14 protein-coding genes and 1 tRNA gene are annotated in these 17707 nt (G+C 39.6%); 9 read left to right on the top strand and 6 right to left on the bottom strand.

Translation table 11 applies throughout. The annotated features are described in order from the left end of the window. Window positions 1–13: 13 nt before the first annotated feature. The 3 genes from FD723_RS21490 to FD723_RS21480 all read right to left on the bottom strand — a co-directional run bounded on the left by FD723_RS21490 (window position 14) and on the right by FD723_RS21480 (window position 2730). On the bottom strand, window positions 14–763 hold the full coding sequence (locus FD723_RS21490; protein WP_179067166.1) for a hypothetical protein: 750 nt from the start codon (window positions 761–763) through the stop codon (window positions 14–16). 281 nt (window positions 764–1044) lie between these two features. Beyond that, window positions 1045–1458 (bottom strand): secondary thiamine-phosphate synthase enzyme YjbQ, encoded by a 414-nt coding sequence (locus FD723_RS21485; RefSeq protein ID WP_179067165.1) that lies wholly within the window; start codon window positions 1456–1458, stop codon window positions 1045–1047. Between the two features lie 189 nt (window positions 1459–1647). After that, on the bottom strand, window positions 1648–2730 hold the full coding sequence (locus FD723_RS21480) for a glycosyl transferase (protein ID WP_179067164.1): 1083 nt from the start codon (window positions 2728–2730) through the stop codon (window positions 1648–1650). Window positions 2731–2947: 217 nt separating this feature from the next. Here FD723_RS21480 and FD723_RS21475 point away from each other — a divergent pair, with 217 nt between their 5' ends. Further along, window positions 2948–3583, top strand: a complete 636-nt coding sequence (locus tag FD723_RS21475; protein ID WP_179067163.1) for a GIY-YIG nuclease family protein — start codon at window positions 2948–2950, stop codon at window positions 3581–3583. A 3-nt stretch (window positions 3584–3586) separates the two neighbouring features. On the opposite strand, the gene FD723_RS21470 is transcribed toward FD723_RS21475, so the two are convergent. Together FD723_RS21470 and FD723_RS21465 are read right to left on the bottom strand one after the other, a co-directional pair. Then, complete coding sequence (locus tag FD723_RS21470; RefSeq protein WP_179067162.1) at window positions 3587–3877, bottom strand: hypothetical protein; 291 nt, start codon at window positions 3875–3877, stop codon at window positions 3587–3589. Window positions 3878–4063: 186 nt separating this feature from the next. After that, window positions 4064–5254 (bottom strand): aminotransferase class V-fold PLP-dependent enzyme, encoded by a 1191-nt coding sequence (locus FD723_RS21465; protein ID WP_179067161.1) that lies wholly within the window; start codon window positions 5252–5254, stop codon window positions 4064–4066. Window positions 5255–5380: 126 nt separating this feature from the next. Between FD723_RS21465 and FD723_RS21460 the strand changes: the two genes are divergently transcribed. From FD723_RS21460 to ftsH2, 8 genes are all read left to right on the top strand, one after another. Then, window positions 5381–6841: a TM0106 family RecB-like putative nuclease gene (locus FD723_RS21460; protein WP_179067160.1), complete on the top strand. Its 1461-nt coding sequence runs from the start codon at window positions 5381–5383 to the stop codon at window positions 6839–6841. A 238-nt stretch (window positions 6842–7079) separates the two neighbouring features. Further along, window positions 7080–8264: an esterase-like activity of phytase family protein gene (locus FD723_RS21455; protein ID WP_179067159.1), complete on the top strand. Its 1185-nt coding sequence runs from the start codon at window positions 7080–7082 to the stop codon at window positions 8262–8264. 393 nt (window positions 8265–8657) lie between these two features. Beyond that, window positions 8658–10280, top strand: coding sequence for a serine/threonine-protein kinase (locus FD723_RS21450; protein ID WP_256874891.1), 1623 nt, complete (start codon window positions 8658–8660; stop codon window positions 10278–10280). Window positions 10281–10384: 104 nt separating this feature from the next. After that, on the top strand, window positions 10385–11908 hold the full coding sequence (locus FD723_RS21445) for a serine/threonine-protein kinase (protein ID WP_179067158.1): 1524 nt from the start codon (window positions 10385–10387) through the stop codon (window positions 11906–11908). Window positions 11909–12018: 110 nt separating this feature from the next. Then, a tRNA-Asp gene (locus FD723_RS21440) sits at window positions 12019–12092 on the top strand. A 138-nt stretch (window positions 12093–12230) separates the two neighbouring features. Next, the gene (gene gltX, locus FD723_RS21435) at window positions 12231–13676 is read left to right on the top strand and encodes a glutamate--tRNA ligase (RefSeq protein WP_179067157.1); all 1446 of its coding nucleotides are present in this window, start codon (window positions 12231–12233) and stop codon (window positions 13674–13676) included. A gap of 338 nt (window positions 13677–14014) precedes the next feature. Continuing rightward, window positions 14015–14509 carry a hypothetical protein gene (locus tag FD723_RS21430; RefSeq protein ID WP_179067156.1) on the top strand — a complete coding sequence of 165 codons (495 nt, stop codon included), beginning with the start codon at window positions 14015–14017 and terminating at the stop codon, window positions 14507–14509. A 389-nt stretch (window positions 14510–14898) separates the two neighbouring features. Continuing rightward, a complete protein-coding gene (ftsH2, locus tag FD723_RS21425) occupies window positions 14899–16785 on the top strand; it encodes an ATP-dependent zinc metalloprotease FtsH2 (protein ID WP_179067155.1) in 1887 nt (628 codons plus the stop codon). Window positions 16786–16936: 151 nt separating this feature from the next. Here ftsH2 and rnc read toward each other — a convergent pair whose 3' ends face one another. After that, on the bottom strand, window positions 16937–17623 hold the full coding sequence (gene rnc, locus FD723_RS21420) for a ribonuclease III (RefSeq protein WP_179067154.1): 687 nt from the start codon (window positions 17621–17623) through the stop codon (window positions 16937–16939). Window positions 17624–17707: the final 84 nt, after the last annotated feature.

The following is a 17707-nucleotide window of genomic DNA, read 5'->3' as shown; positions in this document are numbered from 1 at the left end:
TTTTAATTGCTTATCAGTGTCTCTGTGGTTGAATATTTAATTTTAATGCTAATTGCTGGCGCATTTCTTGGAAAGGTTTGTTCCACACAGGGCTAGCATTCCAGTTCCATGCTGCGACTGGAATAAGTTGTTCTTCAGCAAGACAAGTTAGTAGACGGTATTCATCTTCTGGTTCACGAGAAAAGGTGAAGGGGTTGCGGTAGCCTGTCTCACACAGTTTATAAGATATTACTTGACCATGACTAATACGTTGTAAAAGTTCTTTACCTTTAGCAAGCAAATAATCAAAAAAAACTAGACTAAAAGGCTCTATATGTGCGCGATTTTGTGGCTCTTTTTGTACCCACCTTGCCCAATCAAATCCATACATAAAATCATGAACATAACGGAAGCGCATTTCCGTTTTATTTCCGAACATCTCCGTCAAAGAAACCATCTTTGCACCAAAGATTTTTAAGAATGGAATAGCGCCCTCATCCGCGTTTAAAGCCTGTCTTAGCATACTACTTACAAGAAAATCAAAGTCCCAGAAGATGTTTTCTGGAAAGTTTTGCAACTGAGTACGGACTATAATTTCGAGAGTTTCCTGAAGAGTTATGATAATTTTAATATCAGTGTTTTGTTCAGTAATCAAATTTCCCAATTCTGCAAAACTGGTAATTAATGTCTTTTCGGGGCTAAGTGACAATAAGTTAACAGACTGCTGGGCAAGTATTTCATCAATAAATTGAAAATTATGAGTTGGTGTCAATTCTTGCTTCATAGTAAATGAAATAGCCCAAGCAGCGTATACTAAATATTAGTGTATATCGGGATAAGTAGATTATTTAATAATTATAAATAAACTTAACTTTTAAATTTACAAATATACATAAATTATTGAGTATGTGTCTGGTTAGTTTTGTATCAATAATTTTTATGATAAATTATCACGGCGAAATTTCTTTAATGCATATCACCGCGAGTTGAGGAGATTATACCCAAAAGGTAGGCAGTATAACCAGAGTATTTAAGCTCTATCTAATTACACCTTAAGGAAATCGGCTATCCAGAAATGTGAATCACCAATTCTCTGGAATGACTGCGCTGGCGGTGTTCCCAAATATAAATTCCCTGCCAAGTTCCTAGTACCAGATGTCCACGGTTAATGGGGATATGTTCAGAAGTATGGGTAAGTGCAGTACGGATATGTGCTGGCATATCATCGGGGCCTTCTGCATCGTGAATGTATTTGCCCGATTCTGGGACGAGTTTCGCCATAAAATTAGCTAGATCCACAAGAACATCAGGATCGGCATTTTCTTGGATGACTAAGCTGGCTGAAGTATGGCGTAAAAATAAAGTACAAAGACCAGTTTCAACTCCTGATTCTGCAACTGCGGCTGCAATTTTTGCAGTGATGTTGTAAAAAGATTTGCCAGTTGTGGAAATTTTTAGTAACTTTTGGTAGTGAGTCACGTCGCTTCGCTCCGAATTCAAAATTCAAAATTCAAAATTAATGATCCCCATAAATAAATTTAGGGGCTTGTATCATGAGATGAAGTTTTGCATCTTAATTTAATTCATATTCCTTAGGTGGCTAAGTTCTAGAGTTTCTTTATCTATGGTTGAAGATTCCATTATTAATTCATGTTGCTTTGAATAACTTTATTTTGTCTGTAAATAATTGATAACAGCTTTAGCGATCGCTTCATTACCATCCTTTGCAATTGGTTGAGATTGCCTTGGAGGCTGGGGTAACTCATGGAGAAAATTCCAAGTCCCTTGAAAAAACTCAGATGGGGTGATGATTTGATGCTGGTTGTAATTAGTTATACCTTCTACGATAAAAGTTGCTTCGGCAAAGTCTTCGCGCGGTATGGTGACAATTGGTAATCCTAGTATTGTGGCTTCAGAAAAAGTACTGTACCCAGGTTTAGAGACAACTCGCGTACAAAGAGGCATAAAATCTACAGGGCGGTATTTGCGGTCATCAATTTTCACTAAATTAGGTAAATCAGGGGCAGATTGATCGAATACTATAAATTGCCAATCTGGAAATCGCTGTAGGTTATCATAAGGGATTTGCTGTAAACCCAAACCGCCAAAGGTCAACAAAATAGTTTTTTCGACTGGTGCAGTTATCCCCCAAAGAGAACGTAAATCATCAACAGGGTAACGGGGGGAACCGCCTGTTAAGCCGACATCTGTGATATTGTTAAAAGCTGGCATTGGTTCGTGAAAAGGGAGACGAAATAAGCGATCGCACTTTGAATACCAATCACTAATCCAATCTGCAACTGCGGTAAATTCCCCTCCCCAATCACGGTAGATCAAGTCCCAGCCGAAGTTACTCATCATCCAGCAGGGAATATTTGCAACTTTGGCAAACCCAGGAGCGAGGAAGGGAATATCTGCCAAAATGAGATTAACGCGATTTTGGCGGATAAAATTGACTTCTGAGGCAATCAGCGAATTTTGATGCTTCTTAATATCGAGCAACTTTTCTAAAGTCGCTACTTTATCCATTGTCAAACTATCCGCTTGCACCACACCCAAATCAAATGCACGGGGACGATAGATAAAATCGCCTTCTATATAGCACTCTAACAACCAGCGCGGGGCAGTACTCGCCAGAATTAGCAGAACCTCTGGACATAATTTTTGAATGGTTGCAGCTACAGAAGCCGTGCGGGTAGCATGACCAAAGCCGTGGTTAGTTATGGCTATGTATAAGATTGGGCGTTCCATTTTTAAGTTAGGAGTTAGGAGTTAAAATCATAGGAATACATGGGATGCGGGAAACTCAGTCATTGTTAGAATCGAGAGGGAAGCGGCACGAGTGACTTTAGTCGGCGTAGTATTTTTTATATTATTGAGATATTGAGATTATCGTACCAAAATGGTAAAATGCATGCTGACATCTTTTATCAAAGAGAAAATTTAAATAATCAAGTATTAAAAAACTATGATAATATCAGTACCTAAAAGATGGTTAGAACTTGATCCACTTGATTTACCTTCAAAAAGTATTGTTGAAAAAAAATCTTTACCAGAATGCAGTTGTGTTTATTTTCTTAAGCAAGAAAATGAAATAGTGTATGTAGGTCAAACAAATAATTTATATAAAAGAATTAAATCACACACAAAAATAAAACAACTTAAAAACATTGACATCATAATATCTTGGGATAAAGTAAAAAACTCTTACATGATATCTTGGGTTGAAGTTAAGGATCTGTGTGAAGCCTATGATCTAGAGCGTTTTTTTATTGATAAGTTTAAACCTCGTTTAAACATTAATATTCCAAATCGGAATTCGTTAAGACCTATATCTGAATACTTACGCTATATGTGTATTGATGAACATGACTTAACTGAAGAAGCCATCAATAAGAGGATGAAAAAAAATAAAAGCAGCAAAAATTTGTCATGTAATTATGATGTGTCTTTTTTGTCTCCATCCGACCAATATTTGCTTCACTATATAGAAAAATTATATTTCTCTTTTAGTGATATCGCTGATAGATTAGGTGTAAGTAGCGGAGCGATATCACAGCGTTATTCTAGAATTGAAAAGAATTTAATTTCAAAATACAATTGAGAGTTATTGAATAAATCTCAGTGGGGCATCGGCTTGTTCAAACCCTATCCATCCTTCTAATTTGCAAAACTCTACATCCTCAAAACCTTCATTATTTAGATAACGAATAAGTTCTTCATTACTACGATTTTTAACAGCTTCTAAATCAGGATAGCCTTTGGTGTGAAAGGTGTATAGATGTTTACCTGGATAGTTGTGTCTTTCGGTTTCAACTATCGAAGGTTTATATCTTTGATTTTTAGAGGAAGAAATAAAAAGGATGTAATGTTTAGCAATATTCTCTGTTTTAGTCATAAAAAGCACCTAATTTTGATAGTACAAAATATAGTACATAGACTGCTATTTTGTCAATGTAGTATTTTATAATCCGAAAAAACCCCTAGTCTGTTAGGGGCTTTTTTTGACTATTGGTCATCGGATATTAGACATTCAACATAGTCAAAATTCCTATCCTGGTAACTTATAACTCCTAACTTTTAACTAAGTTTTGCAAAAACCTTGAATCGCCTCAACCAATAGGTCAATTTCCGATTCTAAAGTAAAGTAATGGACACTGGCGCGTATACAGCTAGGATCGGCAATTGTCCGAGTTAATATCCTTTGTGAGTCTAAAAATTTTACCAGCTTCAAATGAGCCTGAGATTGATTATTTGTAAGTTGAAAGGAGACTATACCGCTTTCAGGTGGGGAAGTTCGCAAACATTTAATATCGGGTAACGCCGTCAATTGTCGCCAGAGATACTCACTATTGTGGCAAATTTGCTCGTAACGTTCTTGTGAGGTTCCCCATTGCTGATGAATTGCGATCGCTTCCTTTAACCCAAGATACAACGGATAAGATAATGTAGAAACCTCGTATCGTCGCCCATCTGGCAGCCAATCCACAGGCTGAGATTGACTATCCACAACAATACCACTCAAGCCAATAAACGTAGGTTTCAGGCTTTCTCGTGCTTCTGGGCGGACATACAAACCACCAGCACCCGCAGGGCCACATAACCATTTGTGACCAGTGAAAGCATAAAAATCTACTCCCAATTCTGTCAAGTTTAAAGGCAATAAACCAGCAGATTGGGCAGCATCTATTAATAGTGCAGAATGATTATTTCTGCATACTTCGGCAATTTTGTCCAGAGGTAAAACTTGACCAGTATTCCAGAAAACATGACTTAATATTACAAGACGGGTATTGGGGCGTAAGTGTTGGGCAATGATAGTTATAGGGTCGCCCTCATTTAAAGTCGCTTTTAAAGGACAGGTGGTAACTTCTATTGCGAATCTCCGCGAGATTTCTTGGGATGTAGCAATTACGCCTGGATGTTCGCAGTCAGAGAGTAGCAGATGGTCGCCAGCCCGCCATTCAATACCCCACATGGCGATATTACAGCCAATGGTGACATTTTGGGTGAGAGTAATTGTTTCAGATGGTGCATGGAACTCAGAAGCGATCGCAACTCTAGCAGCTTGAGTCTGAGGCGCTATCCAGCTATATGCCTCATTGCCAAAGGGGCCTATTTCCTGAACATAAGCTTGAGTTTGGGCCATAGTATCCATTGCCCTTTGGGGCATCGGCCCTTGTCCCCCATAGTTAAAATAAGTCTTATTCGCTAAAGCCGGAAATTGCTCTCGATGGCTATGCAACCTGGTTTGTGCAACAGAAGTACTAGTCATATCAATTTTGGATTTTAGATTTTAGATTTTGGATTAGCATTAGTTTCTCATCTCCCTCATCTCCCACTCCATTATTAATTGTCTGAGTGACTCCCAGAGTGTGCTAAATCTTGTTAACTTAAAAGGATGCTAATTAATGCTGAACTCCTACTGCAATACCAACGCTGTAAACGCCGACCTTTTTTAGATATCCGCGGTGACAAAAGTCAGCGCGATGCCCCCAATGAGTTGCTAAGGAAACTGCAACAGGACAAAATCGCTCATCAGTTGAGTATTTTGACAAATGTGACTTATCACCAACCAGATTATTCTTATGGAAACTGGGAAAGGGCAGAGAAGGCAACTTTAGAATTGATGCAGCGTGGGGTTGAGTACATCTATAAAGGAGTGCTGTCAGCAACTTATTCTGAAGCAGACACCTTGCTAAGTCGTCCAGATTTACTCGTGAAACAACCGGGACAATCAAATTTTGGAGATTGGATCTACGTCCCGGCGAGTATTGAATTGGGTAAGCGCCCTAAGCAAGAATATCAGGTTGTCGCGGCATTTCATGCCCAAGTGTTGGCAACAGTGCAGGGAGTTCCACCGGGAACAGCTTCACTCATATTGCGAAGCAAAAATGCAAATTATACAGTGGATCTACTTAAATGGATGCCACGGATGCAGCTGATTCTGGAAGAGTTTATTCAAGTTTTAGAGTTACCGAATCCGCCAGAGGTGTTTATTTCTCGGCAAAAGTGCAATTTTTGCCATTGGTATAGTGAATGTTATGCGATCGCTCAATCTGAAAAACATCTCTCCTTGTTACCAGGTGTAACACCCATTCGCTACACTCAACTCCAAGCCTTAGCCATTACCACACTGGAATCTCTTGCTAATACCAGTCCCAGCAGCTTAGAGAATCTACTTGGTTTTGACAGCGAAGTAGCACCCAAGTTAGTAGTGCAAGCTCAATCTGCACTAGAAAAACGACCGTTAATTTTACCCTACCCGCTACCAACAGAAGATATTACATTTACAGCACCCATAGAGCTTTATTTTGATATTGAAGCCCAGCCAGACTTAGATTTAGATTATCTCTTAGGGGTTTTGGTCGTTAATAGACAAACTAATACAGAACAATTTTATTCTTTTTTAGCAGATAAACCAGAAGACGAAGAATTAGTTTGGCAGCAATTTTTGGATTTGGTTTGGCAATATCCCGAAGCGCCAATTTATCATTTTTGTGTCTATGAGTTTGATACAGTCAAACGGTTGGCAAAACTTTACGGCACTCCACACTCCTTAGTGCGTCCTGTACTGAATCGATTTGTGGATGTGTATGAACAATTAACCCAAAGTGTAGCATTGCCGATAGAAAGCTATGCCTTGAAAGCGATCGCTCGTTGGATAGGATTTGAGTGGCGTGATAAAGAAGCCAGTGGTGCAAAGTGTATTTACTGGTACGATCAATGGTTAGAAACAGGCGATCGCGCCTTACTAGAAATCATCCAACGCTACAATGAAGATGACTGTCGTGCTACTCATCAGGTGAAAGATTGGCTTGTCAATTTTTTCCAAGATGAATATGGTTTGCGACTAGCTTAAGTAATTTCCTATTTTCTAAAGCTTTTCAAATTAACAATTAATAAAGCCTGATTTAATCAGGCTTTTGTTTTTTAATTGGTATTATTTATAAGGACGCACAACTAGGTATTTATAACGTCAATACAAACCATCATGTAGAGACGCGATTTATCCGTCTTCAAAGACCAATTATCTACACCGACAACCCTTAACTGAACCATCTTGCCTTAGAACGCATATTTATTTAACAAAAAAATCTATGCAGCTAATTAAAAAAATCTTTGTATTCCCACGAATTCTTTACTTTTTGCTCCCAATTATAATTATCGGCTTTGTATTCACAAACTTAACGTCAAATGCTGTTGAAATCAGGAGCATAGAATTTATTGGGGAAGCTACCTTACCGAAAGGTTTAATCTTTCAAAAAACAGAAATTGGAGGTTTATCTGGAATTACATACAATGCCAAAAACAATCTTTATTATGCTATTTCCGATGACCGTGGACAAAAAGCTGCCGCTCGTTTCTACACCTTGAAAATCGACTTGAGCAAAGGGGTTCTACAAAAAGGTGGAATTACCCCAGTCAGCGTCACCACATTACTAAATGAAAATGGCCAAACATTTCGCCCTGGTGAAACTGATACAGAAGGTATTGCCTTAACTAATAAAGAAACTGTATTTATTTCTTCTGAAGGTGATGTTGTAAAATTAATTAATCCTTTTATTAAAGAGTTTTCACTATCTTCTGGCAAAGAAATTATAACACTCCCCATCCCAAACAAATTTTTGCCAGATAAGAATGGTCAAAAAGGTATCCGTAACAATTTGGCTTTTGAAAGCCTCACCATCACACCTGATAAAAAGCATCTATTCACAGCTACCGAAAATGCTCTAATTCAAGATGGTATCGCAGCTAAACCTAATATTGGTAGTCCTTGCCGGATTTTGCAGTACAACTTGCTCAACAACCACCCAGAAAAAGAATTTCTTTACCAAACTGAACCAGTTGCACCATTTTTGAATCTGATTGGCAAATTCGCAAGTGGATTACCCGATTTACTTGCTCTTGATAATCAAGGACACTTCCTAAGTCTAGAAAGGTCTTTTACTGGTTTAGGATTTGCTATTTCCCTGTTTCAAGTTTCTTTAGAAGGAGCTGATAATATTCATAATATTGATAGCCTTTTAGCAGTTGATTCCAAAAATATTAAACCAGTTCAGAAAAAACTGCTGTTAGATTTGAGAACCCTAGATGTACTACTAGACAACATTGAAGGCTTAACTATTGGCCCTAAATTACCCGATGGTCAGCAATCATTAATTCTCATTAGTGATAACAATTTTAACTCCCTACAACGCACCCAAATACTAGCCTTTAAAATTAAAATTGAAAATCCGCTAATTAGATTATTACGCCGTTTATTCCCAAGTCTTAACCTTTAACCGCACAAATATAATACAGCTTTGCATAAGTTCGTAACTTTTTTAAACGCAGAGGAATACAGAGGTATGCAGAGTTTTGCCAAAGTTAATTCGTTATGAATTAATGAAATGTTGTAATAATACTGTTATTTCTTTTTTCTGGTTATTTGTGTGTATCTACGGAATCTACTAGGCAGCTTTATCTACCCTGATTGTAGTTTACGTGTAATTTCTCAACCGTAATCCTTAATAAATATGTTACACAATGTTTAAGAGATTTTGCAGAGACCTTAAGCATATTTACAGCATATAATTAATTTTCTCAAAATGCGGGTATTTTTTAGATTTAAATTTAATAATTAGCTAGACTTAATTAAAGTATTTTGCCAATAACATTTTTCATAAATGATTTTTATGCCAGAAAATAAAATTGAGAGTATGGTAGGGCAAAAAGCAGAATTAGACGATTATATTGGACAATTTTTAAACAATCGCTATCTAATCAGAGATTTGATTGGCAAAGGGGGGATGGGTAGAGTTTATCTAGCGGAAGATACTGCTAAGGGTGGTATGCCGATCGCAATCAAAATCCTATCACTCAGTTTGTCAAACCAACAAATGTCTCAACGTTTTGCCAGAGAGATTTTTATTGGGGCTCAATTGGGTCGCAAAAGTAAACATATTGTTCGCATATTAAGTTATGGCGTTACTGAAGATAAAACTCCATTTTATGTAATGGAATATCTTCAAGGAAAAAATCTAAAACAAATTCTGAAAATTCAGCCCTTAACAATCTCGAAGTTTTTAGAGATTTGTAATCAGATTTGTTTAGGTTTACAATGTGCCCACCAAGGCATTAGCCTGAAAGGAGAAATTTATCCTATCGTCCACAGAGATATTAAACCAGAAAATATATTTCTTGCTGAAGATAGTAAACGAGGAGAAATTGTTAAAATACTAGATTTTGGTATTGCTAAATTTCTCACAGAGCGAAGTGGGATGACTCTCACAGATTCTTTTATTGGCAGTTTGCCTTACTGTTCTCCAGAACACATGGAAGGGCGTAAACTGCTAGATGTTCGCTCTGATATTTATAGTTTGGGAGTACTAATGTTTGAGATGCTGACAGGGAAACATCCATTTCAAACAAAAAGTAACTCCTTTGGTACTTGGTATCAAGCCCATCGCTTTCAAATGCCACCGACAGTTACAGAAGTAAATCCGCAAGTAAAAATACCGGAAATATTAGAAAAGATATTGATGAGTTGTTTAGCAAAAGAAGTAAGCGATCGCCCTCAAAATATCAACCAAATATTAGAAGGTTTAGAAAAAGTTAGTCTTCAGCTTAATAATGCTATTCCTAACAATAGTACTGACATTATTAAAGTCTCATTTCCGGTTCAATTAGTACCTGCAACTTTATTATCAGAAAAAGAGTGTTTGCAGAAAAATTGGCCGAAGAATAAACCAATTGCGCCAATTGGATTTCCGCATTTACTACATACTCTTCAAAGACCAATACCAACTTTTTGGGCAATGTTGCCCAAACAAGATATTACCAAGTTTTTGGATAACATACATGGTACTGAATTTATTAGTAAAATGAATGTATACCCGATGCTATTGTGGGTAACAGTACTATACGATGCTCAACCTTCTATGACTAAATGGCTACCTTATTTTCTGGATTTGAAAGATCATAAAGGTCAGAATATAGCACGTAGTTTAGCAGAAGTAGGTTACTATCATTTACTATTTTTTCCTCTAGAAGATCCAACGCGTTGCTCTCATGTAACGACTTTAAACCTTACGGCTAACCAGCGGCAGCAACTTGTAGATTGGTTAAATATAAGTCAACAGTCCAATGAATTAATTTCACCTAATCAAGCTAAAAATATTTTGAAAACAGAATATGAAAAGTTAAAGTTAGACATCTTACGCAAGTTAGCTGCACATCAAAAAGCTGAGAAAGAAGGTTTAAAAAATTGGATGGTTAAATTTTTGGAGATTTTTTTAAAACTTTTATCACGTCCTTGAAAGTTTGCGATTACAATTCTTGCTATGCTTGCTACAATTGTCTAATGATATTCTTATGTGTGTATTACTAACTTTAAATAGACTCAACAGCAGAGGTGAATAAAGTGAATCAAAGCCCATTTACATCTCCAAGTACTACGGGCTTGCTTGCCAATCGTTATCAACTTAAGCAATTAATTGGTAGCGGTGGTATGGGTGAAGTTTTTTTAGCCAATGATATTTTGCTCGGAGGCATACCGGTTGCTGTCAAATTTTTGACTAAAACTGTTGTAGATAGCAAGATGCAACAAGACTTTGCTCGTGAAGCTTTAATGAGTGCAGCTTTGAGTCAAAAAAGTATACATATAGTACGAGCCTATGATTATGGTGTGAATGATAAAGGAAAACCATATTATGTCATGGAATATCTATCTGGCAAGAGTTTAAAAGATTTAATTCCGCTGCCACTACATATATTTTTGACTCTCTCTCGCCAGATTTGTTTGGGCTTACAATGCGCTCATCAAGGTATTAACATTGATGGCAAAATTTGTCCGTTAGTTCATCGAGATATCAAGCCTGCTAATATATTAGTTATTCCCGATCCGATATTGGGTCAGTTAGTTAAAATTCTTGATTTTGGAATTGCTAGATTTTTAAATTATGCATCAACAGCCAGTACAAGTAGGGGATTTAATGGCACTTTACCCTACTGTTCTCCAGAACAATTAGATGGAGAAAAATTAGATAGCCGCTCTGATATTTATAGTCTGGGTGTAATGATGTTTGAGATGCTCACAGGTAAAAAACCTTGGCAACCTGAAACTGATTACTTTGGCGCTTGGTATAAGGCACATCACTTTGAGCAGCCAAAAACGATCGCAGAGGTTAAACCCACTCTGAAAATACCTCAAAAGCTGAATAATTTAATCATGGCTTGTCTGGCTAAAAAAGCAAGCGATCGCCCCCAAAATATCGCTCAAATTTTGCAAGTATTAAATAGTTTAGAACCCTTAAATTGTCCCAGCTTACCTACAAATATAGCCTCTAGTTCCATCTTGAACCGTCCTTTAAATTCTGCATTACCAATAGCAATAGAACAAAGCTGTCGGCAACTTTTATGGCCTGAAAATAAACCAATTCAAGAAATTGTTTTTCCTCAAATTCTAGACACTGCACAAGGATCGATGACAGCACTATGGTTGATGTTGTCTCAACAAGAAATCAAAAATTATGCGGCTTCTACCCGTTACAGCCGATTTATCTTCATCACATCCCCTCACCCAATGCTGTTGTGGGTGACAGTACTCTACAATCGGCAATTGGCTCCTAAGTGGCTGCCATGCTACTTAGATATGCAAAATCCCCAAAATCTTAAAATGGTAAGTCTCCTGACTGAAAATGAACACTATCCTTTGATTTTCTTTACTCTGGAAGAACCACATTCCTGCACCCAGGTTCTCAGCAGTCGCATTGAGCCAACTCAGCGGCAATTATTGAAAACCTGGGTGCAACAGAGTCACACTCTACCACCCACTTCTCAAGCCCAGTTGAGCAGACAGCTATTAAAGCAGCAGTATAAACAAATACAATCTCGGATATTGCAGCATTTGGAATCAGAGCCACAGGTTGTATTATCAAGGTTTTAACGAAAAATTCGCACCTTGGAGAGACAGGACAAAAATAATTTCTAATTCCCGACTCCAAAACCCTTGACAAGTAGAAAAAAAATAGTGATAATAGCAAAGTTGCCAAACAAGGGACTGTAGTTCAATTGGTTAGAGCACCGCCCTGTCACGGCGGAAGTTGCGGGTTCGAGCCCCGTCAGTCCCGTTCTAAATTTATGAGTAGTGAATCACTGAATTGAACTCCGGTGATTTTAGATTTTGAATTCCCCAAAGGCATTGCCTCAGAATTCAAGATTTGATTATAAGCTACATTTATCATGCTTTGCGAAAGAGAGAATTAACTGTGACTGTTAGAGTCCGTATTGCGCCGAGTCCAACCGGAAATTTACATATTGGTACAGCTAGAACGGCTGTATTTAACTGGTTATTTGCCCGCCACCACGGCGGGAAATTTATCCTGCGAATAGAAGATACAGATTTAGAGCGATCGCGTCCCGAATACACCGACAATATTCTTGAAGGACTGCGCTGGCTAGGGTTGAACTGGGATGAAGGGCCATTTTTTCAATCCCAACGCCTGGATCTTTATAAAGAAGCAGTACAAAAACTGCTAGAGCAAGGATTAGCTTATCGTTGCTATACCACTTCCGAAGAATTAGAGGCTCTGAGAGAAGCCCAAAAAGCGAGAGGTGAAGCTCCTCGGTATGACAACCGTCACCGCAACCTCACCCCAGAACAACGCGCCGCCTTTGAAGCCGAAGGTCGCTCCTTTGTGATTCGCTTCAAAATCGAAGATGGGCGGGAAATTGTCTGGAATGACCTAGTAAGGGGAAAGATGTCTTGGCGAGGTAGCGATTTAGGTGGTGATATGGTCATCGCTCGCGCCTCAGAAGAGGCTAGCGGTCAACCTTTATACAACTTTGTGGTTGTCGTGGATGACATCGATATGCAAATCACCCATGTCATCCGCGGAGAAGACCACATCGCCAACACCGCCAAGCAAATTTTACTGTATGAAGCTTTGGGTGCAAAAATCCCAGAGTTTTCTCACACGCCGCTGATTTTGAATATGGAAGGGCGCAAGCTTTCTAAGCGAGATGGTGTCACTTCCATTTCTGACTTTCAGAAAATGGGCTTTACTGCTGAAGGCTTGGTAAATTACATGACATTGCTAGGTTGGTCGCCACCAGATTCGACGCAAGAAATATTTACCTTAGAAACAGCAGCGAAAGAATTTGGCTTTGAGCGCGTCAATAAAGCAGGTGCAAAGTTTGACTGGGATAAGCTGGATTGGTTAAACAGTCAGTATATCCACAAGACGCCAGTAGATAAACTCACAGATTTACTCATCCCCTATTGGCAAGCGGCTGGGTATAAATTTGATGGTGGAAGAGAACGCCCCTGGTTAGAACAGCTAGTAACTTTAATTAGTCAGAGTTTGACTCGCCTGGTAGATGCAGTACCTCAAAGCCAACTGTTTTTTAGCGATACAGTTGAATTTAGCGAGGAAGGTAGTACGCAACTGAAGCAAGAAGGCTCGGCGGCTGTTCTTGAAGCGATTGTCACAGCTTTAGAAAATCAGCCGCAATTGTCAGAAGCCGCTGCCCAGGAGATTATTAAACAAGTAGTGAAAGAACAAAAAGTCAAAAAAGGCTTAGTAATGCGATCGCTCCGAGCAGCCTTAACTGGAGATGTTCATGGCCCTGACTTAATCCAATCTTGGTTACTACTAAATCAGATTGGTTTAGATAAGCCGCGCTTGAGTCGAGCAATCACAGAAGTTAATTAGCGATTACTTTTGAATTTTAGAAATATTTTAGATTTTAGGGGCGCACATTTGTGGGCCCCTATCCATAAGGTAAGTAAGTGGGCGTAAATAATTATTGTTGGGATAAGGCAGGGAGCAAGGTGAGAAAGGGTTTTAGCCTTGTTTACTTTTCTTCACACAGTTTGGTTTTATTATGCCGACTTACTTAGAGCAACGATAAGAACCAGAAATCATTGACTAATTACTAATGAATTATTCTCAATTTCACATCTAAAATAGTTAGTCAATTCTCCTCATATTGGGAACTTGGTGTGTAAAATTCATGTCTTCAAAAACACTTAGAAGCGAACGTAATTACAATGCCGACAAAAGCGCTCAATAGAGGGATGAGATTATCGTTCATGATAGTTACGCTCTTCATCACCTCGACAGTTAATGCCGTGACTGATGCTCAAGAAGCGCCAACAATATTTGGAGATGTCACCATTGGCCCTCAGTTTTCCCCAGACCCTTTGACAGTTCGCGGGATGAGTGGTGGTTCAATATCTGGGAGTCAAATAGGTGGGAGAAGCGAAACAGCCACCGGCCCTTGTACTGGATTTGTTGATGAAACACCAGACCACACATTAGTGCTAACAAGTAAATTTGACTACCTAAAGCTGCAAGTTCAAAGTCCTGAAGATACCACCATAATTATCAAGGGCCCCGGTGGTACTTGGTGCAATGACGATTTTGATGGCAAAAATGCCGGCATTGTTGGTGAATGGCTACCTGGAAGTTACCAAATTTGGGTTGGCTCCTACGAAAAAGGCAAGTATCTTCCTTACAGTCTAAAAATTACAGAAGTAAAGTAGGGCATGGGGCATGGGGCATTGAAAAAAGGTAGAGGGGAAAACTTTTCTCCCTTGCTCCCTGCTCCCTTGCTTCTTCCCTACTCCCCCAAAATCATCATTGAGAAAGACTTAAACCGACACGAGGAAGATTCTGGAGAAATTATCTGTGTCTTTGCATCCCGTTGGGCTTCCTTTTATCGTGCGATTTTGTATTAAAATTAAGTTAACTTTGATTAAGATTCTTATATGTACTGTCATAATGCTCTAGTTGCTTTATGACACTGCATATAAGAGATCAAATTAAACAAAATGGATTTATAAACATCCGTTTAACAACTTAAAGTGACAGAGTAATGAACATTCTGTGGCTAGAGCTAATGATTTGTATAGGCATCTAGAGGCAAATTAAGATGAAATTCTCTTGGAAAGTCGTAGCACTCTGGACATTACCGGCTTTGGTAATTGGTTTTTTCTTCTGGCAGGGGGCCTTTGCAGGCGCTCCTGCTGACATGAATAGGAACACAGCCAATACCCGTATGACTTATGGTCGCTTCCTAGAATACTTGGACGGCGATCGCGTCACCAGTGTGGATCTTTACGAAGGCGGTAGAACAGCAATTATAGAAGCCCGCGATCCAGACATTGAAAATCGTGTCCAAAGGTGGCGTGTAGATTTGCCTATTAACGCTCCTGAGTTAATTAGTAAGCTCAAAGAAAAAGCCATTAGTTTCGATGCTCACCCGATGCGGAATGATGGCGCAATTTGGGGATTGTTGGGTAATCTTGTCTTTCCAGTTTTATTGATTACCGGACTGTTCTTTTTGTTCCGGCGTTCTAGTAACCTCCCCGGCGGGCCAGGTCAAGCGATGAACTTCGGCAAATCCAAAGCGCGTTTCCAAATGGAGGCAAAAACCGGGGTCAAATTTGACGACGTAGCCGGCATCGAAGAAGCTAAGGAAGAACTACAAGAAGTCGTCACCTTCCTCAAGCAGCCAGAAAGATTTACCGCTGTAGGCGCACGCATTCCCAAGGGAGTACTGTTAGTTGGGCCTCCTGGAACTGGTAAAACTTTACTAGCAAAAGCGATCGCAGGCGAAGCAGGTGTACCTTTCTTCAGTATTTCCGGTTCGGAATTTGTAGAAATGTTCGTTGGCGTGGGTGCATCCCGCGTCCGCGACTTGTTCAAGAAAGCTAAAGATAACGCCCCCTGTATTATCTTCATCGATGAAATCGACGCTGTGGGCAGACAACGGGGCGCTGGTATCGGTGGCGGTAACGACGAGAGAGAGCAAACCCTCAACCAATTGCTCACCGAAATGGACGGGTTTGAAGGTAACACAGGCATCATTATTATTGCTGCTACCAACCGTCCCGACGTACTAGACTCAGCCTTGTTACGTCCCGGTCGCTTTGACCGCCAAGTAACAGTCGATGCACCCGATATCAAAGGGCGTTTGGAAATCTTACAAGTCCATGCGCGGAATAAGAAATTAGACACTAGCGTATCGTTGGATGCGATCGCTCGCCGCACTCCTGGATTCACTGGTGCTGACTTAGCCAACTTACTCAACGAAGCAGCAATTCTCACTGCGAGAAGACGCAAGGAAGCCATTACCCTCCGCGAAATTGATGATGCAGTAGATCGGGTAGTTGCTGGTATGGAAGGTACTCCCTTGGTTGATAGCAAGAGCAAGCGCTTAATTGCTTACCACGAAATCGGACACGCCTTAGTGGGAACTTTGTTAAAAGACCATGACCCAGTACAGAAAGTTACCCTGATTCCACGAGGACAAGCACAGGGTTTAACTTGGTTTACACCCAACGAAGAACAGGGGTTAATTTCCCGTTCTCAGTTGAAAGCGAGAATTACTGGTGCTTTGGGTGGCCGCGCCGCCGAAGAGGTAATTTTTGGCGCTGCGGAAGTCACAACTGGCGCTGGTGGAGACTTGCAGCAGTTATCGGGAATGGCACGGCAGATGGTGACTCGTTTCGGAATGTCCGATTTAGGGCCACTATCGTTAGAAAGCCAGCAGGGAGAAGTATTCTTGGGTCGTGATTGGACAACTCGATCTGAGTATTCTGAATCCATCGCTTCCCGCATTGATGGACAAGTCAGGGAAATTGTTGAGCAGTGCTACGACAATGCTAAAAAGATCATCCGTGACCATCGCACTGTCACCGATCGCTTAGTAGATTTGCTCATCGAGAAAGAAACCATTGATGGCGAAGAATTCCGCCAGATTGTGGCTGAATATGCTGAAGTCCCAGATAAGCAACAGTACGTACCGCAACTGTAATAGTTGACTCTTTTCTGGCTACTATCTGGAAATGAGTAAAGTGACAAAAAATAAAATGAGGGTGGAGTATATCATCCTCATTTTTTTGCGTTTTTTCAGTGTTAGGAAATTTCTAATTTTAAAATTCTTAAAATTTATGAACCCATAAACTCTATAACAAACCTTGTTTTTTCAACTTAGCAAGCGCATCTTCAGCAGCAGCTTTTTCTGCATCTTTTTTATTGCGTCCCTTACCTTCGCCATAAATTTTTTCATCTACCAATACTTTTGCGATGAATTCTGGCGCGTGAGAAGGGCCTCCTATTTGTTCTGTGAAATATTTGGGGGGATTTGGAGTAACATTACGTTGCACCCATTCTTGAAAGCGATTTTTTGAGTCTACATTAGAACGAGACACAACTATATTTTTTGGATCTACAGAATCAAATAGTGGTTCTACAATTGCGCGAACTGCTTCAATATTCGAATCATTATCCAAATAATAAGCACCAAGTACAGCTTCAAAGGTGCTACTGAGCAAATTAGGATTTTGGTAGCCTCCATCTCGAATTGCACCTTTTCCTAACCGCATTCTAAAGTCTAAACCTACTTCCTCAGCGAACTTTGCTAATTGCTTTTCATCTACCAGCGCCGAACGCCGCCGTGTTAATTCATCTTCTCCCATTTCTGGGTGACAACTATATAGATACTCGCCACTTAAGAAATTCAGCAAAGCATCACCGAGAAATTCTAGGCGTTCATTGTGTTCGCCTTCTCCGGGATTTTCATGCACATACGAACGATGCGTAAGCGCACGGCGTAGAAGTTTTTCATTATGGAATATTAGAAGTTTGTGCATTTTATCTTGTGTCTTGTTGCAGAAATTTACTGTTGGGAAACTTTACAAGTGTGATTGTCTTCAGACATGAAAAAACCGCAAATC

This window comes from Nostoc sp. C052, assembly GCF_013393905.1.
GTDB lineage: Bacteria > Cyanobacteriota > Cyanobacteriia > Cyanobacteriales > Nostocaceae > Nostoc.
This window is presented reverse-complemented; position numbering and strand designations above follow the sequence as displayed.